Origin of the sequence: Kaistella soli, from assembly GCF_019038595.1 — a bacterium.
Taxonomy (GTDB): domain Bacteria; phylum Bacteroidota; class Bacteroidia; order Flavobacteriales; family Weeksellaceae; genus Kaistella; species Kaistella soli.
Genome location: NZ_JAHOPF010000003.1, coordinates 258690 through 284989 on the forward strand (window position 1 = coordinate 258690; position 26300 = coordinate 284989).

Annotated in this window: 21 protein-coding genes and 1 pseudogene; 19 read left to right on the plus strand and 3 right to left on the minus strand. The window is 39.1% G+C overall.

Annotation, left to right across the window (positions count from 1 at the left end; translation table 11 throughout):
* The first annotated feature begins 53 nt into the window (after positions 1-53).
* From KSK37_RS06895 to KSK37_RS06930, 8 genes are all read left to right on the plus strand, one after another.
* Positions 54-410, plus strand: a complete 357-nt coding sequence (locus KSK37_RS06895; protein WP_217200379.1) for a T9SS type A sorting domain-containing protein — start codon at positions 54-56, stop codon at positions 408-410.
* Between the two features lie 96 nt (positions 411-506).
* A complete protein-coding gene (locus tag KSK37_RS06900) occupies positions 507-1769 on the plus strand; it encodes an NAD(P)/FAD-dependent oxidoreductase (RefSeq protein ID WP_217200381.1) in 1263 nt (420 codons plus the stop codon).
* Positions 1766-2440: a tRNA (guanosine(37)-N1)-methyltransferase TrmD gene (gene trmD / locus KSK37_RS06905; protein ID WP_088359679.1), complete on the plus strand. Its 675-nt coding sequence runs from the start codon at positions 1766-1768 to the stop codon at positions 2438-2440. The genes KSK37_RS06900 and trmD overlap by 4 nt, the downstream gene beginning before the upstream one ends.
* Positions 2441-2506: 66 nt before the next feature.
* Positions 2507-3460, plus strand: a complete 954-nt coding sequence (locus KSK37_RS06910; protein WP_217200383.1) for an endonuclease/exonuclease/phosphatase family protein — start codon at positions 2507-2509, stop codon at positions 3458-3460.
* Positions 3461-3474: 14 nt separating this feature from the next.
* The gene (locus KSK37_RS06915) at positions 3475-3945 is read left to right on the plus strand and encodes an Lrp/AsnC ligand binding domain-containing protein (protein ID WP_088359681.1); all 471 of its coding nucleotides are present in this window, start codon (positions 3475-3477) and stop codon (positions 3943-3945) included.
* Between the two features lie 151 nt (positions 3946-4096).
* Complete coding sequence (gene deoC / locus KSK37_RS06920; protein WP_088359682.1) at positions 4097-5095, plus strand: deoxyribose-phosphate aldolase; 999 nt, start codon at positions 4097-4099, stop codon at positions 5093-5095.
* Between the two features lie 161 nt (positions 5096-5256).
* A complete protein-coding gene (locus KSK37_RS06925; RefSeq protein ID WP_217200385.1) occupies positions 5257-7650 on the plus strand; it encodes an aldehyde dehydrogenase family protein in 2394 nt (797 codons plus the stop codon).
* Positions 7651-7729: 79 nt separating this feature from the next.
* The gene (locus tag KSK37_RS06930; protein ID WP_217200387.1) at positions 7730-8593 is read left to right on the plus strand and encodes a glycoside hydrolase family 25 protein; all 864 of its coding nucleotides are present in this window, start codon (positions 7730-7732) and stop codon (positions 8591-8593) included.
* Here KSK37_RS06930 and KSK37_RS06935 read toward each other — a convergent pair.
* Entirely contained in the window at positions 8590-10287 is a 1698-nt protein-coding gene (locus tag KSK37_RS06935; protein WP_217200389.1) for a hypothetical protein, read from the minus strand. The two genes, KSK37_RS06930 and KSK37_RS06935, sit on opposite strands and share 4 nt — an antisense overlap.
* A 164-nt stretch (positions 10288-10451) precedes the next feature.
* Here KSK37_RS06935 and KSK37_RS06940 point away from each other — a divergent pair, with 164 nt between their 5' ends.
* The 9 genes from KSK37_RS06940 (at position 10452) to rpoN (ending at position 22028) form a co-directional block, all read left to right on the plus strand.
* Positions 10452-10916: a hypothetical protein gene (locus KSK37_RS06940; RefSeq protein ID WP_217200391.1), complete on the plus strand. Its 465-nt coding sequence runs from the start codon at positions 10452-10454 to the stop codon at positions 10914-10916.
* Positions 10917-11050: 134 nt separating this feature from the next.
* Positions 11051-12943, plus strand: a complete 1893-nt coding sequence (locus KSK37_RS06945) for an ABC-F family ATP-binding cassette domain-containing protein (protein WP_217200393.1) — start codon at positions 11051-11053, stop codon at positions 12941-12943.
* A gap of 33 nt (positions 12944-12976) precedes the next feature.
* A complete protein-coding gene (locus KSK37_RS06950) occupies positions 12977-14356 on the plus strand; it encodes an APC family permease (RefSeq protein WP_217200395.1) in 1380 nt (459 codons plus the stop codon).
* A gap of 154 nt (positions 14357-14510) precedes the next feature.
* Complete coding sequence (locus KSK37_RS06955; protein ID WP_217200397.1) at positions 14511-16727, plus strand: TonB-dependent siderophore receptor; 2217 nt, start codon at positions 14511-14513, stop codon at positions 16725-16727.
* Positions 16728-16802: 75 nt separating this feature from the next.
* Positions 16803-17318 carry a hypothetical protein gene (locus tag KSK37_RS06960; protein ID WP_217200399.1) on the plus strand — a complete coding sequence of 172 codons (516 nt, stop codon included), beginning with the start codon at positions 16803-16805 and terminating at the stop codon, positions 17316-17318.
* 142 nt (positions 17319-17460) lie between these two features.
* Positions 17461-18069 carry a 30S ribosomal protein S16 gene (locus KSK37_RS06965; protein WP_088359691.1) on the plus strand — a complete coding sequence of 203 codons (609 nt, stop codon included), beginning with the start codon at positions 17461-17463 and terminating at the stop codon, positions 18067-18069.
* Between the two features lie 133 nt (positions 18070-18202).
* Complete coding sequence (rimM, locus tag KSK37_RS06970; protein ID WP_088359692.1) at positions 18203-18745, plus strand: ribosome maturation factor RimM; 543 nt, start codon at positions 18203-18205, stop codon at positions 18743-18745.
* A 264-nt stretch (positions 18746-19009) separates the two neighbouring features.
* Positions 19010-20455 carry an asparagine--tRNA ligase gene (gene asnS / locus KSK37_RS06975; RefSeq protein ID WP_217200401.1) on the plus strand — a complete coding sequence of 482 codons (1446 nt, stop codon included), beginning with the start codon at positions 19010-19012 and terminating at the stop codon, positions 20453-20455.
* Between the two features lie 94 nt (positions 20456-20549).
* Complete coding sequence (gene rpoN / locus KSK37_RS06980) at positions 20550-22028, plus strand: RNA polymerase factor sigma-54 (RefSeq protein WP_088359693.1); 1479 nt, start codon at positions 20550-20552, stop codon at positions 22026-22028.
* 54 nt (positions 22029-22082) lie between these two features.
* Here the strand turns inward: rpoN and KSK37_RS06985 are convergent, their stop codons facing one another.
* Together KSK37_RS06985 and KSK37_RS06990 are read right to left on the minus strand one after the other, a co-directional pair.
* On the minus strand, positions 22083-22757 hold the full coding sequence (locus KSK37_RS06985) for a beta-carotene 15,15'-monooxygenase (RefSeq protein WP_088359694.1): 675 nt from the start codon (positions 22755-22757) through the stop codon (positions 22083-22085).
* Positions 22750-23214 carry an RNA polymerase sigma factor gene (locus KSK37_RS06990; protein WP_246566294.1) on the minus strand — a complete coding sequence of 155 codons (465 nt, stop codon included), beginning with the start codon at positions 23212-23214 and terminating at the stop codon, positions 22750-22752. The genes KSK37_RS06985 and KSK37_RS06990 overlap by 8 nt, the downstream gene beginning before the upstream one ends.
* A gap of 146 nt (positions 23215-23360) precedes the next feature.
* Here KSK37_RS06990 and lptB point away from each other — a divergent pair.
* Positions 23361-24086, plus strand: a pseudogene (lptB, locus tag KSK37_RS14175) (LPS export ABC transporter ATP-binding protein); the annotation flags it as partial.
* Positions 24087-24537: 451 nt separating this feature from the next.
* Positions 24538-26265 (plus strand): ABC transporter ATP-binding protein, encoded by a 1728-nt coding sequence (locus KSK37_RS07000; RefSeq protein WP_217200707.1) that lies wholly within the window; start codon positions 24538-24540, stop codon positions 26263-26265.
* The last annotated feature ends 35 nt before the right edge of the window (positions 26266-26300 follow it).

Here is a 26300-nt window from a genome sequence, read left to right on the forward strand (position 1 = left end):
AATTTCATTTTCTTACATTTGTAAGGATATTTCTAAATATAAAGTTTTATAAGGTGAAAAAATTATTATTTTCTGTAATTTTTATCGGCAGTTTAACAGTTTTTTCGGAAAAAGTTTCCGCGCAAACAGTTTCAAGAGAGCCGGTTGCAGCTTCTCAAAAGTCTGAGGATGCTGTGATGGTTGCATACCCAAATCCTGCCCGAGATTTTATCATTATTAAATCTAAAGATAACAGCCTCAAGATAAAATCAGTTACTTTTTATTCCATTTTAGGAATGCAGGTTGCGGAATATGCGGTGAATATGAACTCAGGTGAAATAAGGCTTGATAAATTAAGGCCCGGAAAATATCTGATGAGATATACGCTGAGCGACAATACACAAAAGGTTACGCAGATCGTAAAACAATAAAAATTTAATCCTTGATTGCTCAAGGATTTTTTTTTGAGTCCGTCCTGTGTTTAGTACTCTCTAATGAAACTGTAAAAAAATCTGTAATTTTGTATAATGGAAACCAGAGAGAAAATTATAATTATCGGAGGTGGTTTTGCCGGGCTTCAGTTGGCGAAAACACTTAATAATAAAAGGAAAAAAGTGATCGTTATCGATAAGGTAAACCATCACATGTTTCAGCCGCTTTTTTATCAGGTTGCCTGTGGACGTATTGAGCCCAGCAACATTTCTTTCCCTTTCCGTAAAATCTTTCAGCGTTCCCGCAACATTCAGTACAGAATGATCGAGGTGCAGAAAATTCTCCCGGAGCAAAATAAAATTATTACTTCTGAAGCCGAATTCACTTATGATAAACTGGTGATTGCTACCGGCTGCAAGACCAATTTTTTCGGCAATGCAAAAATGGAAAGCCTTACTTTCGGGATGAAAAATACCCAGGAAGCCATTGCGATCCGTAATCATATCCTTTTGACTTTTGAGAAATTAATTATTGAAAAAAAACGGAGTGACGACGGGAACTGGAATATTGTTATCGTCGGAAGCGGACCGACAGGAGTAGAGCTGGCAGGTGCTTTTGCTGAAATGAAAAGAGAAATACTCCCGAGAGATTATCCGCACATGAACTTTGATAACCTGAATATTATTTTGATAAGTTCGACAGAAACTCCTTTGAGTGTAATGAGTGAGGAATCACAGAAAATGTCCCAAAAATACCTGAAAGATTTAGGAGTCGATTTTATGAGCGACGAGTTTGTAACCGATTACGACGGGGACAAAGTGTATATGAAAAGCGGAAAAAGCATTGCCTCCAATAACGTAATCTGGGCGGCGGGAGTTACGGGAAATATCATTGAAGGTTTAAATCCGGAGATTATGGTAAGAAACCGTTATAAAACCGACCGTTATAACCGTATTCAGGGTTATGAAAATATTTTTGCGATTGGTGACATAGCTTATATGGAAACGCCGAAATATCCGCAGGCTCATCCTCAGGTCGCCAATGTTGCGATCAATCAGGGAAAAAATGTAGGAAGAAACTTTCTGAAAAAATCGGAAAGCGACTGGGCTGAATATGAATATAAGGATCAGGGAAGCATGGCAACGATCGGTAAACACCGGGCTGTTGTTGATTTGCCGGATTTTAAATTTCAGGGATTTTTCGCATGGTATTTCTGGATGTTTTTACATCTGATGCTCATTCTTTCTGTCAGAAACAAACTTGCGGTTTTCTTTAACTGGATGTGGAGCTATATCAATAAAGATTCTTCCCTCCGACTTATTATTATCCCAAACAAAAAGAACAATACAGAACAATGAGAATTGATATTATAAGTGTGTTACCGGAACTGATGGAAAGTCCGTTTCAAACTTCTATTTTAAAAAGAGCGGTGGACAAAGGTCTGGCAGAAGTTCATTTTCATCATTTGCGTCCTTTTGGCTTTGGTAAATACCGGCAGATCGACGATGAGCCTTACGGCGGAGGTGCCGGAATGGTGATGATGGTAGAGCCATTGGACCGATGTATTTCAGAACTGAAAGCGCAGAGAAATTATGATGAGGTAATTTACCTGACGCCGGATGGGGAAACTTTGAATCAGAGAACTGCCAATACTTTATCGATAAAGAATAACCTTATTTTTTTATGCGGCCATTATAAAGGAATCGATCAGAGAGTCCGCGAACTTCATATCACTAAAGAAATATCCATTGGTGATTACGTGTTAACCGGCGGCGAACTTGCAGCCTGCGTGTTGGCAGATTCAGTGATAAGACTTCTTCCGGGTGTTCTGAATGATGAGCAGAGTGCGCTGACAGACAGTTTTCAGGATAATCTTCTTTCACCTCCCATTTATACAAGACCGGCAGAATATAAAGGTTTGAAAGTCCCGGACGTTCTGCTGAGCGGTAATTTTGGAAAAATTGAGGAGTGGCGTCATGATGAGGCGGTGAGGATTACACGTGAAAAGAGGCCCGATCTGTTGGAATAATATTAAACATAATTAATTATTTTTTCTAAATTTACAATTCGAAAAAATTGAAACAGAAATTTGCTGATGGTAAATGAATCTAAAGAGTTAGTCGTTTTTTATAACGTCGAGAATTTGTTTTCTCCCGATCCTCCGCAGGTTCATAAATTAGATCCTACCTTATCAGGTTTAAGAAACTGGGACGAAAGAAGATACAGAAACAAACTGTTCAAAATTGCCCATGTTTTTCAGCTGATTAAAGAAGCTGAAGGTACATTGCCGATGCTGATCGGTTTTTCGGAAATTCAGGGGCAGAAGCCTTTGGACGAATTGGTTGCGATGGAGCCTTTTAATTCAAATTATGGAGTAGTACACTATGATTCCATGGACGAAAGAGGAGTAGATGTTGCATTGCTTTATGATAAAAATAAAATTGAACTGATTTCTTCCGAACCTATTACTTATTTTTTCGAAATTGATGATGATAATCCTGCTAACTACGATACTACAAGAGATATTTTATCGTGTAGGGTAAAATATTTGGGTGAAATTATTAATATTTTTGTCCTCCATCTGCCTTCTAAAAGGGAAAAGGATGTGAACAAACCCAAGCGCGATTATATCATGAAAGATATCCGGGAGAAGGTTACCGATATCATTTCAAATAATAGGGAAGCCGTAATCATCTGTGGAGATTTTAACGAAAACCCGGATGACGAAAATATTGTAAATTTGAGATTTGATAATAATTCTAAAGAAATTTTGGTGAATCCATATTTAGATTTGTTCCGAACCGGAAAATTTTCAACATTTCATTATAAAGATGGCTTGCTTTTTGACCAAATTATACTGTCGGATCATTTTTTTAACCCGGTTTCACCATTGAGGTTTAAAACAGCAAAGGTTTTCAATCATGAAAAATTAAGCAACTGGGGCAAAAAATTTGCCGGCAGGCCATTCAGAACTTATGCAGGAACAAGATATTTAGGGGGTTACAGCGATCATTTTCCCGTAATAACAGAATTAATAACTAATATATAAATAAGAAAATAAATATGAAAAGCGCAGTACAGTCAGGCTATCACTTGGATTCCGTAGATAAAGAAATTATTTATATGTTGATGGACAATGCTAAAACTTCTTTGGCGCATATTTCCAAAAACGTGGGAATTTCTACGACCGCCGTTCACCAGAGAATTAAAAAACTGGAGCAGGCAGGAGTAATTGAAAACTCTATTTCTTTTCTTAATCCAAGAAAAATAGGTTACAAAGTAGTGTCCTATATTGGCGTGTTTCTGGAGCAGCCAAGTCATTATCACGATGCGGTGAAAGCGCTGAAAGAAGTGAATGAAGTGGTGGAAGCTCATTATACTACCGGAAACTATACCATTTTCCTTAAAGTACTTTGTAGAGATAACGATCATTTAATGGAGATTCTTAACAAACTCCAGAAGCTGAAAGGTGTAACAAGAACTGAAACTTTCATCTCTCTGGAACAAAGTATCAACCGTCAGCTTAAAGTTTAAGTACATTATTACCATGATTATAAAATACACTTCATCCGAAGTGTATTTTTTTTATCGTTCCAAATCAACAATTTTAAGAAACTCTTACTCCCGTTTGGTGATAATTGGTTAATTTTACAATCCTTAATTTATTATCAAAATTTTCTGACTTATGACTAAAGTACTGGAAAAAAATCATACAAAATCCGCTGAAAATCACAGTGAAGAAAGAAACGAAGGTTTGCCTTTCAATACTAAGTTTTTCGACGTAATCAATGTAAACCGAAGCGCCGTCGAACGCCGTGTAAACACCCTTACCGGAAGACGGAGCGTAAAAAAAGAATATCAGGCAGCCTGGCTGTTAAAAGCGATTTCCATGATCGATCTTACGACGCTTGCCGGAGATGATACCCGTGGAAATGTGATCCGGCTTTGCGAAAAAGCAAAAAATCCTGTACGTTACGATATTTTACAGAAATTGGGGATGGAAGATGCCAATCTCACAACTGGTGCGGTTTGCGTTTATCACAATCTGATACCTTTCGCTAAAGAAGCACTGAAGGATTCGCAGATTCCAATTGCTGCGGTTTCTACAGGATTTCCTGCAGGAAAAAATTCTTTAGAGGAAAAAATTGCGGAAATCAAAAAATCTGTGGCCGCAGGCGCAACTGAAATCGATATCGTGATTTCCCGCGATTTGGTTTTAGAATCCAAGTGGAAAGAGTTATACGACGAAATAAAACTGTGCCGCCAGGCTTGCGGCGATGCACACATGAAAACCATCCTCGCAACCGGCGAAATTCCGACCTACACCAAGGTGGCAAAAGCATCCTGGGTGGCAATGATGGCAGGTTCAGATTTCATTAAAACCTCCACGGGGAAAGAATCTGTGAATGCAACATTAGCCGTAAGTCTTGTAATGATCCGCTGCATCAGAGAATATTATGAATTAACCGGCGTAAAGGTAGGCTACAAACCTGCAGGTGGCATCCAGAAAGCAAAACAGGCACTCGATTATTTAATTTTAATCAAAGAAGAATTAGGAAACGAATGGCTTACACCAACATTATTCCGTTTCGGTGCAAGCTCCCTTTTGGGCGACATCGAGCGTCAGTTGGAGCATTACGTAACAGGAAGTTACAGCGCAGGTTACCGTCATCCGATGGCGTAAATGATTTGGGCGCCTTTATCCGCCCTCCGTTCCCGCTTTTTTGTGCTCCGCTGCGCTGCGCACAAAAAGAGCTCCACTCAGGTCGGGGCGCGGCAGTCGCGAAAAAAGATAATCCAGTTACTGAAACAAAATATAATCATCATTGATCAAGAATAAATCTGATGGAAATTAAAGAAATATACAACACCATGGTTTACGGTCCCGCTCCAGAAACAGCAAAACCAGCAATAGAGTTTTTAGAAGCTCACCAGAGAAGTTTCGATCTTTTTATAGACGGAACCTGGGTAAAACCGAATTCAAATAAATATGCCGAAACGCATAACCCTTCCAATAAAGAATTTTTAGCAAAAATTGCAGAAGCCGACGCAACAGATGTTGACATGGCAGTACAGGCCGCCAACAAAGCACTCCCGGAATGGGTTGCAATCGGTGGTTTCGAAAGAGCGAAATATCTTTATGCCATCGCCAGACAGATTCAGAAGAATTCCAGGCTTTTTGCTGTTTTAGAAACGCTAGATAACGGAAAACCCATCCGTGAAACCAGAGATATCGATATTCCGATTGTGGCGAGACACTTTTATCATCACGCAGGCTGGGCAAAAGTCATGGATACCGAATTCCGGGATTATAAAGAAGTAGGCGTTATCGCTCAGATCGTCCCCTGGAATTTTCCTTTAATGATGCTTTCCTGGAAAATTGCTCCCGCTTTGGCAATGGGGAATACCGTTGTTTTAAAACCGGCGGAATTAACTTCTTTGACCGCGCTTCTTTTTGCTGAAATCTGCGAAAAGGTAGGACTTCCAAAAGGTGTTGTGAATATTGTGACAGGAAAAGGATCCGTTACAGGTTCCGCTTTAGTGGGCCACAGCGACGTTCATAAAGTTGCATTCACAGGTTCTACGGATGTCGGAAAAATTTTAAGAAAACAGATTGCCGGTTCAGGCAAAAAAATATCCCTGGAACTGGGAGGGAAATCCCCGTTTATCGTATTCGAGGATGCAGACTTGGACTCTGCCGTGGAAGGTATTGTTGATGCAATCTGGTTTAATCAGGGTCAGGTCTGCTGTGCGGGTTCCCGTCTTTTGGTTCAGGAAAGTATTTCAGAAAAATTCTACGGAAAACTGAGAGCAAGAATGGAAACCCTCCGCATCGGTGATCCTATGGATAAAACTGTAGATATGGGAGCTATTGTTTCAAAGCAGCAGTTCAAAACGATTGATGATATGGTGAAACTGGGCGTTAAAGAAGGCTGTTCAGTTTATCAGTCCAAGAACGCCGTTCCAAAAGAAGGTTGGTTTTATCCTCCAACTTTGTTTACCGACGTATCAACAAGTTCTGTGATTGCACAGGAAGAAATTTTCGGGCCGGTTTTGGTGGCGATGAGTTTCCGTTCGCACAATGAAGCAGTAGCTTTGGCGAATAATTCACGTTATGGTTTGGCGGCAAGTATCTGGACAGAGAATATCAATCTTGCGTTAGATATCGCACCGAAAGTAAAAGCAGGAAGTGTGTGGATCAACTGTACCAATCAGTTTGATGCAGCTGCCGGATTTGGTGGTTACAGAGAGTCAGGTTTTGGAAGAGAAGGAGGGAAAGAAGGTTTGTATGAATATATGAAGCCAAGGATTGAAGATCAGTTTACTTCTCAGCCCAATGTTCCAAAATCAGAACCATCAAATGATGTTAAAAAAGCGTCAAACACTTTAGCGGAAATCGACAGAACCACCAAAATGTACATCGGCGGAAAACAGGCGCGTCCTGACGGCGGTTACAGTACGGAAATTAAAAATGCTTACGGCGAGTATATCGGCGAGGTTTCCGAAGGCGGAAGAAAAGATATCAGAAACGCCGTGGAAGCTGCTCATGCAGAAAAATCCTGGGCCGGAATGACCGGTCATGCAAGAGCACAGGTACTTTATTATATTGCAGAGAATTTGGCAGTCCGTGCTGAGGAATTTGCAGAAAGAATTGTAGAAATGACCAACCAAAGTCTGGAGTCTGCGAAAGATGAGGTGGAGAAATCTATTGAAAGAATTTATACTTACGCAGCTTATGCTGATAAATACGACGGTGCAGCGCATTCTACCGTTCAGAGAATGGTAACTTTGGCGATGCCAGAAGCTATCGGTGTAATGGCAGTAATATGTCCGGACGAAAATCCTTTGCTTGGCTTTATTTCAGCGGTAATTCCGGCCATTGCAATGGGAAATAAAGTGGTAGTGATCCCTTCCGAAAAGCATCCTTTCTCCGCAACCGATTTTTATCAGATTTTAGAAACATCTGATGTCCCAGGCGGAACCGTAAATATTGTTACCGGTCCGAAGGAACAATTGGCAAAAGAACTTGCTAAACATTATAATGTAGACGGAATCTGGTATTTCGGATCCAAAGAAGGAAGCCGTGAAATCGAAATGCTTTCAACGGAATCTATGAAAAGATCTTGGGTGAATTTTGGAAAATACCGCAACTGGCTGGATGTTGCTCAAGGCGAAGGTCAGGAATTTTTAAGACACGCCACAGAAATCAAAAACATCTGGATTCCTTACGGAGCGTAAAAATAAATTCATAAAACTGTTTATTAAAACCACGGATTTTTCGTGGTTTTTTAATTTCTAAAAACTATTTTTGCGACCCATGGCAAAGAAATCCGTAAAGAGGAAAACCACCCGGAAAATTCATCAGAAACGCAGGAGACATTTTCTTCTGCGCCGCGAAATTCTGCTTGTGATTTTGGCGCTGGCTTTACTCGGCACAGGTTTTTACTTAAAGCAGAAAGTTGCTTTCTACTACGCGATGTACTTCAATAAATTCGAGCATAAGAAACTGTCGAATACTGAATTTGAAGAGCAGAGAATTAATCGGATTATCGGTGATTATGTCGATAAAACATTTGGGATCGATGTGTCGCATTATCAAAGGAAAGAAGATATTGAATGGGACAGTTTAAGTATCGGAAACCGCGCCATTCCTATTAAGTTTGTTATTTTGCGAGCCACCATGGGAAACCGCAGTGCGGACAAAAATTTTGACGAGTTCTGGCAGCTTGCAAAAAAGCATGAACTGATCCGCGGCGCCTATCATTTTTACAGAGCCGATGAAGATCCTGTAATTCAGGCCAACAATTTTCTTGAAAATGTAAAACTTGAGGAAGGTGATTTACCGCCGATTTTAGATATCGAGAAAATTCCGCGGCGAAAATCCAGTGAAAAACTAATAGAAGATTTGAAAATCTGGTGCCGGATCGTAGAGGAAAAGTATGGTAAAAAACCCATAATCTACACCTACTATCATTATCACAAAGATTTTCTGAAAGGTGAGTTTGATGATTACCCGCTTTGGCTGGCCAATTACAATGATGTTCCGCAGCCAACACCTTCCGACAGCTGGGATATCTGGCAGTTCACAGAAAACGGTATTGTATATGGGATTAATACGAAAGTTGATCTCAATGTTTATAACGGAAGCCTGTGGTCTTTGCAACGCTTAACGCTCGATTAATCATTGAGATGAATTTCGTTTTTACTTCGGAAGATTTTCTTTTTCATTTTTTGAAAAAATCTGGGCACTTCGCCCCGCAACAAGAGATTCAAGAATTTCTTTTCCAGCCAATGATGTAAAGGCAGAAGGACCGCAATAATACATACTTTTACTCCGAGAATTTTGTACGGATCACCGTGTGACCAATCGTGCAGCTTGCTGTCAATAATCAGAATGATAAATTCAAAAAGTACGATAAAGGAAATAAAACTCATGGATTTTAGCCACCATTTCGGCATGTGATACAATGATAAAGTAATAATGGTCATAATAAAAAAGAGAATTCCAAGGGTTATGACGAAGTACTGTATATTGTGCTTTCGGTTTGTCTTTTCAATTTCCTTTTCGCGATCAAGCTCCTTATGGGCAAAAATGGTGTTGAGTTCGATCTTTCTGATGTTATCATTATTAAGCATTTCAATATAGTTTGCGTTTGAGCTGTTCAGGTTTCTTAGGAAATAGTCAGCTTTTTCTTTATTGTCGTGGGAGTCGTGGTACGCAATTATTTTATTGGCAAGATCAATTTGCTCTTTGTACAATTTTGTTTGTTGGCTGTAGTTATAAGCGGTTTCCAGATCTGTTTCCGCTTTTTCGCTGAGCTGGTTTCTTTCTTCCAGTTCACTTTTGCGCAAATAGTAATTGTACAGTAAATACGGATTGTCTTTTTCAATATTCTGTCCTGCCATATCGAAATAGAGGAGGGCAGAATCTTTTTTGTTTTCCTGTTCCGCGATGTAGGCTTTCACTCTGTAGAACTGCGGGAGATTATTCTTTTTCAGTACTTTAAGTTCGTCAGGATGGTTGGTATACCAGATTTTCAGGCGGTTAAAATCTTTTTTTTCGATAAAGTAGCTTCTCAGAGAACTTTGCGCAAAAGAACATAGTTTCGGGATGTTTTTTCTTTTCCCGAAATTATTGATCTTTTCTGCAATATTGTAAACCGCTTCATTATTCATGGTTTTTACAAATACAGAAAGTCGGTTGGCTTCCGTGTAATACCATTTCACGGAATCAAGCGGTTTTTTGCCCTGAAGTATTTCCTTAATTTTCTGACTGTAATCCAACGATTTTTCATAATTCCCCTCGGAGAAATAGAAATCAGACAGCAATTGGAGAGAAATGTACTGCAGAGAATCATTTTCCAGATCGGCCGCCATGTACTGCGCATCCAAAAGTGCTTTTAGCTGCTCAAAAGACTGATCCTGCTGCTGATTGATCTTACTTTGAATAATCAGCCTTTCAATATCGTTTTTCTTATCGCTGGACTGCGCGTTGGCGGCAATTCCTAAAATGACAGAAGCTTCGTCAGGCTTTTTTTTCTGAAGCAGAAATTCACACATCGCATAATTTGCTTTAGTGGCAATATTTGGATCATGAAGCCTTTCCGCATAATTCAAGGCCTGTTTTAGAAAAAGTTTGCCGTCTTCAATACTCAGTTTTTCCGCGTCCTTATCTTTCAGTGAAGCGATATAGCAGTAAGTGATCATCAGGCTGTCTTCTTTCTGAAGAGCTTTGCTCAGTGCCAGATCGATCAGCGAATCTGCAGCTAGGGGAATCATCATGGTGTCTTTCTGTCTCGTTGCTTCCCTCAGGAGTTTCAGGATTTCAGCGCGGCTTGATCCGGCTGAGACCTCACTTTTTTTGTTGCACGACATGAAACACACAAGAATGAATAAAAATAATATATTTTTACTTTTGGTGTTTATAATATTAATAATTGTAGAGTAAATAACGTTCGCTTTACTTAATTTACGATAAAGTTACGAAAAATAAAAAATTGCGTACCTTTATTTATTTAAACCACAAAAAAATTATCACCATGGAAACTTCATTTAATTACAGAAAAATTATACTGTTTTCAGCAGTTTTTTTCTGTTCACTTTTTAATGCGCAAACCGAGGCAATGCAGGCAGCAGCTTCGCCTATTTCAGTTTCAGACGCAAAGCAGGAATTCAGAAATTTCAGGGTTGCAATGGGTTATATCGATTCCGCAGGAAGAGCGTCTGACAATAGCAGCGGCTATTTCGATATTAGTGTTCAGACTTTAGCAACGTTGGTGGAAGAGGCGCGGAATAACGGCTGGACAAGTGTAAGAATATATAACGGATTAGACGCCCGAAATAACCAGTCGCTGCTGATGAGTGGTTTAAAAATGAGGGGCAGTCAGATCGAAGAAAGCAGTAAAAGCTCAAATACGATCATTAAAGTTGAGAATTCTGTTGTAGCTCCAGGTTCTAATTGTCCGCGATGGTGTGACGTTGCCGGAACCGCAATTGGAAAATAAAGAGTTTCTCATTTAAAAAGAACGTAGGCGGCAGTTTTGCTGCCTTTTTTTGTGACCGCAGAAGTCTGCTTAAAAATCAGTATTTTCGCAAACTCAAAAAGAGACCGTTACAAAACATCCAACAATAAGCAATAATGAATTACGTTTCCGCCGAAAACCTTACCAAATCATATGGTTTAAAAGTTTTATTCAAAGATATTTCCTTTAATGTGAATGAGGGCGACAAAATCGCGATCGTTGCGAAAAACGGTTCCGGGAAATCTACTTTACTTAAAATTTTAATGGGTAAAGAAATTGCCGATTCCGGGAATGTAGTGATTAATAAAGATATTCAGGTGGTTTTGTTCGATCAGGAAATCGATTTTGAAGGCGAACTGAATGTGGAAGAATTTATGATGACTTTGGATTCTGCTCCGATTATGGCGCTGAAAAATTATCATCATGCATTGATTTCAGAAAAACCGGATGACATGGATAAAGCTTTGAATGAAATGGAAATTCATGAAGCCTGGGATTTGGAGAACGAAATGAGTCAGATCTTGACTCAGCTGAAAATCACAGATTTGCAGGCGAAAATGAAAACACTTTCCGGTGGCCAGATCAAAAGAGTGGCACTCGCAAAACTGCTTGTAGAAACACGTGCACAACACCGCCATACTTTGCTGATTATGGATGAGCCTACCAATCACCTCGATGTTGATATGGTTGAATGGCTCGAAAATTACCTTTCAAAGGCAATGGTGACGCTGCTTTTGGTGACTCACGACCGTTATTTTCTGGATGCGGTTTGCGACATTATCTGGGAAATGGAAGACCAGAACTTATATTTCCATAACGGAAGCTACGCCACTTACCTTGAAAATAAAATCATCAGAGAAGATAATCTGAATGCAACAATTGATAAAGCCCAAAACCTTTACCGCAAGGAACTTGAATGGATGCGCAGGCAGCCGAAAGCAAGAACTACAAAATCGAAATCAAGGATCGGAGACTTTTACGAAACCGAAAAAGTAGCAAAAACAGATACGCGAAAAGAAAATCTGGAACTTGATTTTGAGATGAAACGTCTTGGAAACAAAATTTTGGAACTTAAGAACATCAATAAAAGTTTTGGTGATAAACTGTTACTTAAAGATTTTTCGTATCAGTTTCAGCGTGGCGAAAAGGTAGGAATTGTCGGTAAAAACGGAGCAGGAAAGTCGACTTTACTTAATATTATTCAAGGTTTTGAACCTTATGATAAAGGTGAAATTGAAACCGGAGAAACAATAAAATTTGGTTATTTTTCCCAGAAAGGTTTAAAATATAAAGAAGAAGAAAGAGTAATTGATTTCATTAAAGAAATTGGAGAGAATTTTCCTTTGGCAAATGGGAGAACCATTTCCGCGTCGCAGTTTCTGCGTCTTTTTCTGTTTGACGACCAAACTCAGTATTCGCCGATATCAAAACTTTCGGGTGGTGAAAAAAGAAGGCTGCATCTGATGTACGTGCTTTATCAGAACCCGAATTTCCTGATTTTTGATGAGCCGACCAATGATCTGGATTTGCCTACATTGACGGTGCTTGAAAATTTTCTCTTACAGTTTCAGGGAAGTTTAATTATTGTTTCTCACGACAGATATTTCATGGACAGAATTGTGGATCACGTTCTGGCTTTTGAAGGGGACGGAATCATTAAAGATTTTGTAGGTAATTTCTCAGAATACCGTGAAAAGAAGAGTCAGGAGCAAAGTTCGAAGAATCAGGTTGAAACCAATACGAAGGCTGTTAAAGCAGACACTGTTCCAACTCCTGCTGTGGCTGCAGTTTCATCCCCGGCTAAAAGAAAACTGTCTTTTAAAGAACAGCGCGAACTGGAAATGATCGATAAGGAAATTCCGCTACTGGAAAAAAAGAGAAGCGAAATTCTTGAAAAACTTAATAATGAAAGCGATTATGAAAAGATTTCTGTATTTTCGGCAGAGTTAGAGAAAATCGCAGAAAAATTGGAAGAGCTGGAATTACGCTGGCTGGAACTGCAGGAATAATCTCAGACAATATTAAAAACCGACAAAAACCATATGGAAAACGAACAGAAACTCGAAGCGAAATACGGATTATTTACTGCAATCTCCATGGTGATCGGTCAGGTGATTGGCTCGGGGATTTTCTTTAAAGTTGATGATGTGCTTTTCGCAACGCAGGGCAATATTTTCGCGGGACTTTTCGGTTTCATTATTGTGGGTTTAAGTGTGATTTTCGGGGCGATTTCGATGGCGAATTACGCCGAGCTGCTTCCGAAAGACGGCGGAATACTCAATTATGTAGATTACCGTTTCGGTAAAAATGCCAGTTATTTTGTGGGCTGGATGTATATGAGTCTTTTTTATCCGTTGCTTACAGCCGTTCTTTTTACGGTTTCGGGGATTTATATTGCACATCTCTGTGCAGAGTTTTTAAACTTCCAGCCTACAGCCTTACATTTTGGGTTGATTGGTTTTGTGAATTTGCTGATCTTCTTTGTTTTTAATATTTTCAGGCCGAGAAGCAGCGGGATTTTTCAGCAGTTGACCACTGTTCTGAAGGTTCTGCCACTTATCTTTATTGCTTCAATGGGGATTTTGAGTCTGATGAAAGGAAATGTGGAAGAAGCGAACACATTTGCTTATGCCGCAAAAAATGTGCAGGAAAATCAGTCGCTTTTGGTTTTGATTGCGGCAAGCTTTATTCCGATTTCTTTTGCTTTTGACGGCTGGTATGTTGCGACCCAAATTTCCGGCGAGATAAAAAATTCAAGTAAAAATCTTCCGAAAGCATTAATTATAGGGACGGTTTCCGTTATGATTATCTATATTTCCTATTATATGGGAATTGTTTTCCGAATGAGCGGTGAAGAAATTATTCAGCTTAAAGACACTTATATTACAGAGTTTTCCAGAAAGATTGCTTCAGATTCCGGAGCTTTGGTGATGCAGCTTTTCATCATTATTTCTGTTTTGGGAACTGCAAACGGTTTGCTGTTAGCGACCATTCGTGTTCCTTATCAGTTCTCAAATCTCGAACGGTCAAAGAAATTCCTTAATCTGAATCACATCGATCCTAAAACGAAAATGCCTGTCAACAGTGCGCTTTTAGGATTAGGAATTATCACTTTTTACCTGATTATCTATTATATTACCAATTCTCATCCGTATTTCACGGCGAATAATTTTGATCTTTCGGCAATTCCGATTGTATTTATTTATTTGGTAAACGCTGCTTTGTTTGTCGGTCTCTTCAGGCTTTTCAAAAAAAATGTATTTACCGGAAACAAATTTTTCAAGGTTCTGATGGCAATTATTGCTATTCTCGGAACGGTAACAGTACTTTTCGGAACTGCGACTGGACCGAACGGTGTGACGTATTTTATCGTTACAATCTTCTTTATTTCCGCTGGATTCCTTCTGAAAAAGCGAACCTGACAAATGTCAGTTTTTTTTAAATTTATTCAGTATCAGGGACTTAAAACAATTGTTTGATTTTTATTTAGAATAGTTCAAAATAAATTTGGATGGAATATCCATGTTTTTTACATTTGCACTGTTATTTTAATTCATTCTAAATAAAAACTCGTTCATGAAGAAACAGATACTTTCAGTTGGCCTTTTAATCGCTGCCATGTCAGCACATGCTCAAATGAAATACGAACCGGTAAGCGATACTTTAAAAATTCAGCTTATTGAAGATATTAACCTTCATAAAACCGGTAATCCGAATGTAGCAAAACCTTTATCGACAAAATCGAATCTCACGATGATGGAAACGCCGCAGCCGATTGCGATTGTTACCCACGAAATTATTGAGCAGCAGCAGGCAAAACAGTTGAGCGATGTTTTACAGAACGTGAATGGTGTGTATATCACTTCTTCCCGCGGTAATTCACAGGACAGTTTTGGGGGAAGAGGTTTCAGTTTGGGAAACGACAATATTTTTAAAAACGGTACAAGGATCAACAGCGGTGTTTTCCCGGAAGTATCAGGTTTGGAAAGAGTTGAAGTTCTGAAAGGTGCCAACGCCATGCTCTATGGAAATACAGCTGCCGGCGGAATTATTAACATGATTACCAAAAAGCCGAGATTCAATAACGGTGGAAGCATCGGATTAAGCGGCGGAAGCTGGAATTCTTACAAACCTACTGTAGATTTTTATGGTCCGCTTTCAGATAAAGTGGCTTACCGTGTGAATGGTGCTTACGAATACGCTGAAAGTTTCCGAGATGTAGTGGAGTCACAGAAATATTACTTCAATCCTTCTTTCTTATTTAATTTAGGTGAAAAATCACAGTTAATTGTTGAAGCTGATTATCTTAAAAATGATTTCACTCCGGATTTCGGAATTGGTACAATTACAAATAAAGATCTGAGCTATACCTTGAATGATAAAGTGGACCGGAATGTTTTTTTCGGAACCGACTGGCAATATCAAAATGTTGAGCAGGCTTCTACGAATATCACATTCAATCACCAATTAAGTACCAACTGGACTTTAAATGCTGTCGCTTCTTACCAGAATTATACAAAAGATTATTTTTCTTCTGAAAGAGTGCAGTGGGGTTATGCAAACGCTAGTGCTACCCGTTTATCATGGTCAAGACCGTTTAATAAAACGTATAACGAACAGAATTACGGTTCGGCGCAGGTGAACATTAACGGTGAATTCAATACAGGGAAGATCAATCACAAAGTATTATTGGGAACGGATGCAGATTATGGTCAGGCTGATTCTTATACCTATAATCTTGGTGCAACGACTAATATTCTGTATTTAGATGATCCTTCAACTTGGGGAAATGTCGCAATGCCAACTTCTGCAGACAAAGATAAAACAAGAGCAACAACGCGCAGAATTGGTGCTTATATCCAGGATTTTGTCGGCCTGACAAAAGAGCTGAAAGTAATTGCCGGGCTCCGGTGGTCGTATTTGGAAAATATGCCGTCTATCAAGTCAGATTATCTGAAGAATGGCGAAAAATCTATTGTTAAAAATTCCGCGACTTCGGATCAGGCGTTTTCTCCTAAAATTGGTCTGGTATATATGCCGAATGATAATTTATCTGTTTTTGCCACTTATACCAATTCTTTCACTGCAAATTCCGGAAGAACAGTTTTTGATGAACCTTTAAAACCGACTACAATTGATCAGTATGAAGTTGGGGCTAAAAAGAATTTTTGGAACAATACCATAGCAGTTAATCTTTCCCTTTATCAGATTATTTATCATGATTTTTACCAAACAGCACAGTTTGCTGCAGATGGAGTTACGCCAAATTCAGATACAGCGGTTAAAGAATTCGCCGGGAAAATGAGGAGTCAGGGCGTAGAACTTGATATCACAGGTAACCCGACAAAAAACATTTCTATCATTGGTGGTATTTCTTACAACAATTCAGTTTATTTAGATACGCCGGCACTCACAGGATATGTTGAAAAACAGAAATTAGTCCGCACTCCGGCTACTACAGCCAATGCATCAGTGTTTTATAAATTTACAGAAGATCTGAAAGGTCTGAAACTGGGCGTAAGCGCATATTATGTAGGCGACCGATTAGCCGGGTGGAACGATACGAAAACAGGAAATAACAGTTTAGCGGCAAGAAACGGTGTTTCCAGAATTTTTAAAGTGAAAGATTTTACAACGGTGGCATTGTCCGCAGGATATGAGTGGAGTAAATTCGCTGTCCAGGGGAAAGTGGGGAATTTATTTGATACGGAAAATTACAACGTTCACGAAAACTACTCTGTAAACCCAATTACTCCAAGAAACTATTATTTAACATTAACATACAAACTATAAATTCCCGTTAAATTTTTCATTTGCGCAAAAGTAGAGGCTTCGGTTTCTGCTTTTGTCTTAAAACTACTAAAAACTATGGATAAAATTAAAAACACAAAAACTTTCATGAGAATCGTTCACCGTTATCTGGGGTATTTCATGGCAGGAATAATGACAGTGTATGCGGTGAGCGGCGTACTGTTGGTTTACAGGGACACGGGTTTTCTGAAACAGGAAAAAAAATATGAAAAAGTTTTCGCCAAAAATCTCGACGAAAAAAAGCTCCAGAAAGAAATCAAAATAAAAGGGTTTGAGGTTGAAAAAACTGAAAACGGAATTATGTACTTCAAAGACGGAACCTATAATTCCGCAACCGGAGAAGCCAAATACACCAAGAAAGAACTTCCTTTCGTTCTGAACAAAATGACTCAGCTTCACAAGTCACAGTCCAAAGACACGCTGTCACCGCTGAATACTTTTTTCGGAATCTCGCTGTTTTTCTTTGTAATATCAAGTTTCTGGATGTTTAATGTAAAATCAAAAGCATTTAAAAGAGGCATGTATTATACAGCAGCAGGCTTGGTTTTAGCAATTATTCTTGTTTTTATTTAAATACAGTCGCATTACAAAAATTCTGGAATTCATCTGTTTGAAAAACTAAATCTTATCTAATCGGAATTGTTGCATTGAAATTTTTTGCTATCTTTGCACCCTTATAATTAATCGGGACGAGTTCCCACAAAATCAAACATTTATGTCAGTAAAAATCAGATTACAAAGACACGGTAAAAAAGGAAAACCTTTTTTCCACATTGTTGTTGCAGATGCAAGAGCTAGAAGAGATGGTAAATTCATCGAAAAAATTGGTACTTACAACCCAATCACCAACCCTGCGGTTATTAATTTGGACGTAGATGCAGCAGTAAAATGGTTAAACAATGGTGCGCAGCCAACCGATACTGCAAAAGCAATTCTTTCTTACAAAGGAGCACTTTACAAAAAACACTTACAAGGTGGTGTTGCTAAAGGCGCATTCTCAGCTGAAGAAGCAGATCAAAAATTTGCTGCTTGGGTAGAAGAAAAAGAAAAAGCTGTTGAAAACAAAAAAGATTCTTTGACTAAAGCTCAGAAAGATGCTAAAAAAGCAGCTCTTGAAGCAGAAGTAAAAGTAAACCAGGCTAGATTAGACGCAGCAGCTAAAATTGAAGCTGATGCTAAAGCAGAAGCAGATGCTAAATTAGCAGAAGAAAAAGCAGCTGAAGAAGCAGCTAACGCTCCTGTTGCTGAAGAAACTGCAGAAGTTGCTGAAACTACTGAAGAGCCAACTGCAGAAGCAGAAGGTACTGAAGAAGCACAAGCTTAATTTTATTCTGTATACTTTACAAGATAATACAAACAGAGACGCCAGTTTTGGCGTCTCTGTTATTTTAAAACCTTTTATATTTGCAATGGAAAAGCACCTTTACAGTGTTTGTTCTAGCTAAAAAAAAATCAGAATGAAAAAAGAAGATTGCTATTTCTTAGGAAAAATTACCCGCAGACACGGTCTTCACGGAAATGTCTTCCTGAAACTTGATACGGATCAACCGGAAATGTATAATAAACTGGACTCTATTTTTGTAGAAGTTAACGGATTGCTGGTTCCGTTTTTTGTCGCAAAACAGTCCTGGAGCAAAGGCGAAACGCTGATCATCTCCTTCAAAAACTCTACAGAAGCACTCGTAGACCAGTCTCTTGGAAAAGACGTTTACCTTCCGCTTTCAACCCTTCCGAAACTTACCGGAAACAAATTTTACTACCATGAAGTGGTAGGTTTCGAAATCCGGGAAGAAGACGGCAAAAGCTGCGGAATTATCGAATCGGTGAATGATCAGACCGGTCAGCATTATTTCCTTCTCAATCTGGCGGACAAACAGATCGTTATTCCTATCATCAAAGACTGGATTTTAGAGCTGAACCGCGAAGAAAAATATTTAAAAATGGCGCTTCCGGAAGGATTAATGGATGTTTTTCTTATTCCTTCGAAAAAAGATGAGTAAAATTCAGTGGTTTTCTGGGGCGACATATTCCGCCTTCCACTCCCGCTTTTTTACTCCTCTGCGCTCCGTAAAAAGAGCTCCGTTCAAGTCGGGTCGCAGCACGTTAAAAGCTTAAAAATTGGGAAAAACAGGAAAAAATCTTTCTAAAATTTAAGTGCCTAGCATCAAAAATTACGCCAAATTTTATTACATTTGTAATTATTGTTTAAAAGAATTTTGGAACCCAAACATTCCATAAGATCCATAAAAAATTGAATGTCAGCAATGAGAACGACGATTAACGAATTACTTTCAGATTATAAAAAACTATTACACCACGATATTACGATTCAGGGTTGGGTAAGAGCATTCCGCTCCAACCGCTTTATCGCTTTGAATGACGGCTCCACAATCAATAATTTACAGGTTGTAGTAGATTTCGAAAAGTTTGACGAAAATATCCTGAAAAATATCAGTACCGCATCTTCAGTAAAGATCGTAGGTGAAGTAATAGAAAGTCAGGGAGCAGGCCAGAGCATCGAAATTATCGCCAAGAAAATTCAGATTTTGGGAGATAATTTTACCGAAGAAAGAGACAAAACCATCCTTCAGCCTAAAAAACATTCACTCGAAATTTTGCGCGAGCAGGCGCATTTGCGGTTCCGCACCAATCTTTTCGGTTCTGTTTTCAGAGTGAGAAGTGCGGTGAGTTTTGCGATCCATCAGTTCTTTAACCAAAACCAGTTCTTTTACATGAACACGCCTGTGATTACGGGTGCAGATGCAGAAGGAGCGGGTGAAATGTTCAGCGTGACCAATTTCGATATCAATAACATCCCAAGAGATGAAAACGGCGATATCGATTATGCACAGGATTTTTTCAGTAAGAAAACCAACCTTACCGTTTCCGGACAGCTTAACGTAGAAACTGCAATGATGGGATTAGGAAGGGTTTACACTTTCGGGCCGACTTTTCGTGCGGAAAACTCCAATACTACGCGTCACCTTGCAGAATTCTGGATGGTGGAACCGGAAGTTGCCTTCAACAATCTTGAAGATAATATCGATTTGGCAGAAGATTTCCTGAAATACGTCATCGGTTACGTTCTTGAAAACTGCAAAGATGATCTGGAATTCTTAGATAAAAGATTTGCGGAAGAACAGAAACAGAAACCTGAAAAAGACAGAGCTTCTGAAGGCCTGATTGAAAAACTGGAGAATGTTATCCAGAAAAGATTCAAGAGAGTTTCTTATACCGAAGCGATTGATATTCTGAAAAACTCCAAAGAAAATAAGAAAGGAAAATTCCAGTTTCCGATAGAAGAGTGGGGCGCAGATTTACAGAGCGAGCACGAAAGATATCTGGTGGAAAAACATTTCGAAAGCCCGGTAGTACTTTTCGATTACCCGAAAGAAATCAAGGCATTTTACATGAAGCTGAATGAAGACGGGAAAACGGTAGCCGCAATGGACGTTCTTTTCCCGGGAATCGGCGAAATTATCGGTGGTTCTCAGAGAGAAGAAAGATTTGCTGTTTTAAAAGAGAAAATGAAAGCAATGAATGTTGACGAGCACGAGCTTTGGTGGTATCTTGATACCCGTAAGTTCGGTTCTGTTCCGCATGCAGGTTTTGGTCTTGGTTTGGAAAGACTTGTGCTTTTTGTAACCGGAATGACCAACATCAGAGACGTAATTCCTTTTCCGAGAACTCCGAACAACGCGGAATTCTAAAAAAAACTAAAAAAAACTAAAAAAACTTTTAACCGTCAAATAACAAGAGAGCTAGTTTTAAAATAATAACCACATAATGGAATAATTCCACAACATGCTGAAACAGAATTTACAACTTAGACTCGGGCAAAAACTTGCGCCACAACAAATCCAGCTGATGAAGTTGATACAGCTTCATACGCTTGAATTTGAAGAAGAACTTGAGCGCGAACTTGAAGAAAACCCTGCGCTTGAAAAAGTTCAGGAAGAATCAAAGGAAGACGATTACGCTTCTTTAGATGAAGGTTTTGAGGACGAAGGAACCGACAGCATCAATACAGATTTTGATGTTAACGAATATATTTTCGATGATGAACCGGCGTACAAAACCACTTCCAGCAATTATTCCGCAGATGATGAAGAGTACGACAACGAATCGCTTTTAACGGAGGGACAGTCGCTGTATGATTATCTTCTGGAGCAGATTAATCTGAGCAGTATTGACGGTGAAGATTTGAAGATTGCCGAATATCTTATCGGAAACCTTGATAATGACGGATATCTGAGAAGAGAGATTAAACAGATTGTTGATGATTTGGCTTTCTCACAGGGGATTTACACTACTCAGGAGAAGGTGAGTGATGTTCTGGAAAATTACGTGCAGAAACTGGATCCTCCAGGCGTTGGAGCCAGAGGCTTGCAGGAATGTCTTCTTCTTCAGATCGAGAAAAAAATCAGTGCCGACAAAGCGGTAATTCTTGCGGGAAATATTCTCAGAAACCAGTTTGATGCGCTTACCAATAAGCATTACAGCAAAATTATTCAGAAGTACGATATCGAAGAAGAGGATTTGAAAGATGCTTTGGAAGTGATTTCCAAACTTTCCCCTAAAGTGGGCGGAAACTTCGATACACAGACGATTACCATTAATCAGGAAATTATTCCGGATTTTGTTCTTCAGATTAAAGAAGGAAAGAATGGACAGGTGGAAGTTATTCCTTTGCTGAACAGCAAAAACGCGCCTACATTAAGGGTTTCTGAAGAGTACAAAGACATCCTGACGACTTATTCTCACGATAAAAAATCTCCGGATCATAAGCAGGCAGCGCTTTTTATCAAACAGAAACTGGACGCGGCAAAATGGTATATTGATGCTATTAACCAAAGACAGAATACTCTGCTTCAAACCATTTCTGCCATTGTGAAATTACAGAAAAACTATTTTATAACGGGTGACGACAAATCTTTGAAACCTATGATTTTAAAGGATGTTGCCGATATTACAGGTTTTGATATTTCTACTATTTCAAGGGTCGTGAAAAGTAAATATGCCGATACACCAAACGGAATCGTATATCTGAAAAGCCTTTTCTCTGATTCACTGACCAATGATGACGGTGAAGAAGTTTCGACAAAAGAAATTAAGAATCATCTTCAGGAGGTCATCAGCGCGGAAAACAAAAGAAAACCTTTAACCGATGATGCTCTTGTTGGCCTTCTGAAAGAAAAAGGCTACAATATCGCAAGACGTACAATTGCAAAATACCGCGAACAGCTCAATATTCCGGTAGCAAGATTAAGAAAAGAATTATAGCAGAAAAGGTCAGTGAAAACTGACCTTTTTTATTTTAAATTTTTCGGCAATAAATTACTGTTGCTCCTCCTCAATTTTCTGAAGTTCTGCGAGGTTTTTTCCTAATCTTTTAAGAATAATCCCATACACAATACGGTAATATATCCAGATCAGCACAACGCTGATTGCCGTCATCAGTATGGTACCGACCAAAAACCCGATTAAGGTTGGATTATTAAGGTGAATGTTTTGTTGAGATAATACCGAGAAGGTGAAAACGGTAAGTACAATGGTAAAAAGAATAAGCAGGAAAATATTGGCCAGAATAAACAGATTCACTGTCTTCTTGAATTTGATGATCTGTAAAATTAATTTTTTAAGATTGGACTCGATATTGATTCTGCGGTAATTCAGGAAAAATCTTACGACAAAGAAAGCCGTCAGTATAAGACTTATCGCTTTGAGACCGAAATAAAGATGGGTAAAACCAGCTTCGAGACTTGTGGTGCTTTTCACACCAAGTTTTCCCAAAATGCTCAGGAAGCTGTTGGTGTCATCACCCAAAAAGCTGTAATAAAGATTCATGCAGAAAATCACGAAAAATTCTGCAATACTGATCCACAGAATATATTTCACATAATTTCTGGATGATTTGTTCAGCATGGATTCAATCTCCGTGCTGTTGTATTTTGGCCGAACATCCTGCTCCTGCCAAGATTTCTTGAAATTATCTAGATCAAATTCAGGCATGTTTTTCCATTAATTGTTTTAAAGTCTTTTTCAGTCTGTTCATTTTCACCCTTGCGTTCACTTCGGTAATTCCTAAGTTTTCTGCGATATCTCTGTAAGGCAAATCGTCCAGATACATCATCACAATGGCTCGTTCCACATTCGGTAACATTTTTACCACTTTATAAAGCAGAGAAACCTGCAGCTGTTTTTCGTCATCATCTTCCACAAAATCTTTATGATGATAATCCATCAGTTCATCGGTTTGCGGTGATTTTGTTTTTTTTCTGAAAAGCGTAATGGCGGTATTCAGGGCCACACGGTACATCCAGGTTGAAATTTTCGACTGTCCTTTGAATGAGTCGTAGGAGCGCCAGAGTTGTAACACAATTTCCTGAAAAAGATCTTCTTCATCTTCAAGCGAATTGGTGTAAAGCCGCGAAACCTTGATAATCAGACCCTGATTATCTTTTATCAATTTCGAAAATTCTTGCTCTTTACCCAAAACCGGTCGGAAATTTTAAGTAGCGAATATAACATTTTTGGGTGAATTTTATGGCACAATCCTTTCACGAAAGAAATTCGCATCCTGCAACTCTCAACCAAAAATTATATCTTTGCTTTATGATTCTACGCGGAGAAAATTTAATTAAAGAATACGGCCCTAAAAAAGTAGTAAAAGGCGTTTCTGTCGAAGTAAGACAGGGCGAAATCGTTGGACTTCTCGGGCCCAACGGAGCAGGCAAAACAACCTCTTTTTACATGATTGTAGGCTTGGTAAAACCTACTTCCGGGAAAATTTTCCTCGACAATCAGGAGATTACCAATGATGCGATGTACCGCCGTGCACAGAAAGGAATCGGTTATCTGGCTCAGGAAGCATCCGTATTCAGGAAACTTTCGGTGGAAGATAATATTTTGGGTGTTTTGCAGCTTACCAAACTTTCAAAGCGCGAACAGCAGATGAAATGTGACGAACTGATTGAAGAATTTTCTTTGCAGCACGTCCGTAAAAACCGCGGAGATTTACTTTCCGGTGGAGAAAGACGCCGGACGGAAATCGCAAGATGTCTTGCCACTAGTCCAAATTTTATTTTGCTGGATGAGCCTTTCGCGGGGGTTGACCCAATTGCGGTGGAAGATATCCAGAAAATCGTAAGAAGTCTGGTAGATAAAAACATTGGAATTTTAATTACCGATCACAACGTTCAACAGACTTTGGCGATTACTCATAAAACCTATATTATGTTCGAAGGAAGGATTCTTAAAGAAGGTCTTCCGCACGATCTGGCCAATGATCCGATGGTCCGTGAAGCGTATCTGGGTGAAAACTTCGTGTATCAGGATATTTTAAACAAACCCAAAAAGAGTTCGTTTGTCTATAATATCTGGGCCGGAAATTTTGAGTCGAAAGAGCAGCTTCAGCATTTCGTTGACGAAAATTTCGAAGGGGCTGAGAATCTACGTTTAATGTACGGGTTTGAAGATATCAGTTTTGCTTCACTTTCCAATTCAGAGATCGAATATATCTTTAAAGAAGTGGTGGATAAAAATGCCAATAATTCCTTTTTATTCCAGAAAAAACACATCGGTGAAAATTACCAGAAAGACGAGGCCGAATTCGATGCAAAAGCACTCAGTAAGCCGGAACTTCATTACTTAACAACATTCTCCTACGACAGTTAAAAACTAAAATCCTTTTCACTCCGAAGATGTAAGTATGCCAAAACCATTCAACCGAACCATCACGCTTTATCATATTTACAGGCAGCTGATTCCTTTCATAAAACCATACCGTTTGATGATTTACGGAACACTGTTTCTCACTTTGGTTGGCGCATTAATGGCACAGGTGAATCCGTTGGTGTTGAAATATACTGTAGATGAAGTGACAGTTCTTACCAAGCAGGCCTATCCCATGCAGGAAGGAATTCACGTTTTGGTGGTAATTTCAGCCATTTTGCTTGGAAAAGAATTACTGAATATTTTCATACAGTTTGGGCAGAAATTTTACGGAGAGAAGATCAGGATCAGTACAAGTACGGTTCTGGCCCAGTCAGTAATTGATAAAATACTTCTTTATAGGGTTGCCTATTTTAATGATGAAAACCATGAATCGGGCAAACTTCAGATCCGCATCGACAGAGGAATTGAGAGTTTGACAAAACTCGTTCAGAATTTTTTTATCGATATTTTACCGCTCTTTTCAAACGCGATTATTGCGCTGGTTATCATGTATATGCAGAACGTGTATGTGGGTTTGGTTTCAACGATCGTCGTTCCGGTTTATTTCTATATCAGTTCATTGCAGGCCAAAAAACTTTCAGGAGTCCGGCGTACTTTAAGAAACCAGAGAGAACAGAAAACCTCAGGACTTTTAAATTTGATCAATTCGATCATGGTGATTAAAAGTTTTGTCCGCGAAAAATTTGAAGGCAAAAAGCAGTACGATTTACAGATGCAGCTGATGGAAAGCCAGCTTTTTACACGGAGAACCAATTTTATCTATGACGGTTTAAAGACTTTTATTGAGCAGTTCGGGGTGGTATTAATCATTCTGTTAACCGTTTTCCTTGTGCTTGATCAGCAGATGACGATTGGTGCGATCATGCTTCACATTCTTTTATTCAACAACGTTTCTGCGCCTATACGTCAGCTTCACAGGATTTATGACGATATGAATGACGCGATGATTTATGCAGAAGGATTTTTCGATATTCTTCAGGCAGACGACGAAATAGAACCCACGGGAAATTACGTAGAAAAAGATATTAAAGGACGTTTTGAACTTAAAAATGTAGATTTCTCTTATCCGAATGGGACGAAAGCACTTAAAAACGTTTCGATACTTATTGAAAACGGCAAAACCACTGCGTTGGTTGGCTTAAGCGGTGCCGGGAAATCGACGGTGATCAATCTTCTGTGTAAATTTTATCTTCCCGATTCCGGTGAAATTTTGTTGGATGACGTGAATTTAAATGAATTCGACAATACCTTTCTGCGCAATGATATTGGTTTGGTTCTGCAGAAAAATCACATTTTTCAGGGAAGCATCGAAGACAATATCCGTTATGGAAATATGAACGCGACTTTCGAGGAAATAGAAGTTGCCGCTAAAAAAGCTTATCTCCACGACCAGATTCTCGATTTACCTGAAAGATATCTGCACGATGCTACTCAGCTCTCAGGCGGACAGCAGCAGCGGATTGCGATTGCCAGGTTGTTTCTGAAAGATCCTCCCATTATTTTTCTTGACGAGCCTACTGCAAGTTTGGATGCTATCGCCACCGAGCAGATCAAAAACTCTCTTGATGCCATAAAAGAGGGCAGAACGGTGGTGATTATTTCACATTCTTTGTCACAGATATTGGATTCGGATAAGATTTACGTTATGAAAAAAGGGGAAGTGGTAGAAAGCGGAAACCACGATGAACTGATCAGTATGCACGGTACTTACCGGGAAATTTTCGATGCTTCGGCAAGAAGTTTGAATCTCGATAAACTCGTGAGTTCTTACCGCGAAAAATAACAAACTGGATGGGATTCCCATTAAAAAAAAGAAAT

Excerpts from the sequence above, each read along its gene's own strand:
- KSK37_RS07000 (WP_217200707.1), top strand. The coding sequence starts at position 24,538 with ATGATTTACGGAACACTGTTTCTCACTTTGGTTGGCGCATTAATGGCA.
- KSK37_RS06955 (WP_217200397.1), top strand. The coding sequence starts at position 14,511 with ATGAAGAAACAGATACTTTCAGTTGGCCTTTTAATCGCTGCCATGTCA.
- KSK37_RS06930 (WP_217200387.1), top strand. The coding sequence starts at position 7,730 with ATGGCAAAGAAATCCGTAAAGAGGAAAACCACCCGGAAAATTCATCAG.
- KSK37_RS06940 (WP_217200391.1), top strand. The coding sequence starts at position 10,452 with ATGGAAACTTCATTTAATTACAGAAAAATTATACTGTTTTCAGCAGTT.
- KSK37_RS06945 (WP_217200393.1), top strand. The coding sequence starts at position 11,051 with ATGAATTACGTTTCCGCCGAAAACCTTACCAAATCATATGGTTTAAAA.
- rimM (WP_088359692.1), top strand. The coding sequence starts at position 18,203 with ATGAAAAAAGAAGATTGCTATTTCTTAGGAAAAATTACCCGCAGACAC.
- rpoN (WP_088359693.1), top strand. The coding sequence starts at position 20,550 with ATGCTGAAACAGAATTTACAACTTAGACTCGGGCAAAAACTTGCGCCA.
- asnS (WP_217200401.1), top strand. The coding sequence starts at position 19,010 with ATGAGAACGACGATTAACGAATTACTTTCAGATTATAAAAAACTATTA.
- KSK37_RS06950 (WP_217200395.1), top strand. The coding sequence starts at position 12,977 with ATGGAAAACGAACAGAAACTCGAAGCGAAATACGGATTATTTACTGCA.
- KSK37_RS06985 (WP_088359694.1), bottom strand. The coding sequence starts at position 22,757 with ATGCCTGAATTTGATCTAGATAATTTCAAGAAATCTTGGCAGGAGCAG.
- KSK37_RS06960 (WP_217200399.1), top strand. The coding sequence starts at position 16,803 with ATGGATAAAATTAAAAACACAAAAACTTTCATGAGAATCGTTCACCGT.
- deoC (WP_088359682.1), top strand. The coding sequence starts at position 4,097 with ATGACTAAAGTACTGGAAAAAAATCATACAAAATCCGCTGAAAATCAC.
- KSK37_RS06900 (WP_217200381.1), top strand. The coding sequence starts at position 507 with ATGGAAACCAGAGAGAAAATTATAATTATCGGAGGTGGTTTTGCCGGG.
- KSK37_RS06910 (WP_217200383.1), top strand. The coding sequence starts at position 2,507 with ATGGTAAATGAATCTAAAGAGTTAGTCGTTTTTTATAACGTCGAGAAT.
- KSK37_RS06965 (WP_088359691.1), top strand. The coding sequence starts at position 17,461 with ATGTCAGTAAAAATCAGATTACAAAGACACGGTAAAAAAGGAAAACCT.
- KSK37_RS06935 (WP_217200389.1), bottom strand. The coding sequence starts at position 10,287 with ATGTCGTGCAACAAAAAAAGTGAGGTCTCAGCCGGATCAAGCCGCGCT.
- trmD (WP_088359679.1), top strand. The coding sequence starts at position 1,766 with ATGAGAATTGATATTATAAGTGTGTTACCGGAACTGATGGAAAGTCCG.
- KSK37_RS06925 (WP_217200385.1), top strand. The coding sequence starts at position 5,257 with ATGGAAATTAAAGAAATATACAACACCATGGTTTACGGTCCCGCTCCA.
- KSK37_RS06915 (WP_088359681.1), top strand. The coding sequence starts at position 3,475 with ATGAAAAGCGCAGTACAGTCAGGCTATCACTTGGATTCCGTAGATAAA.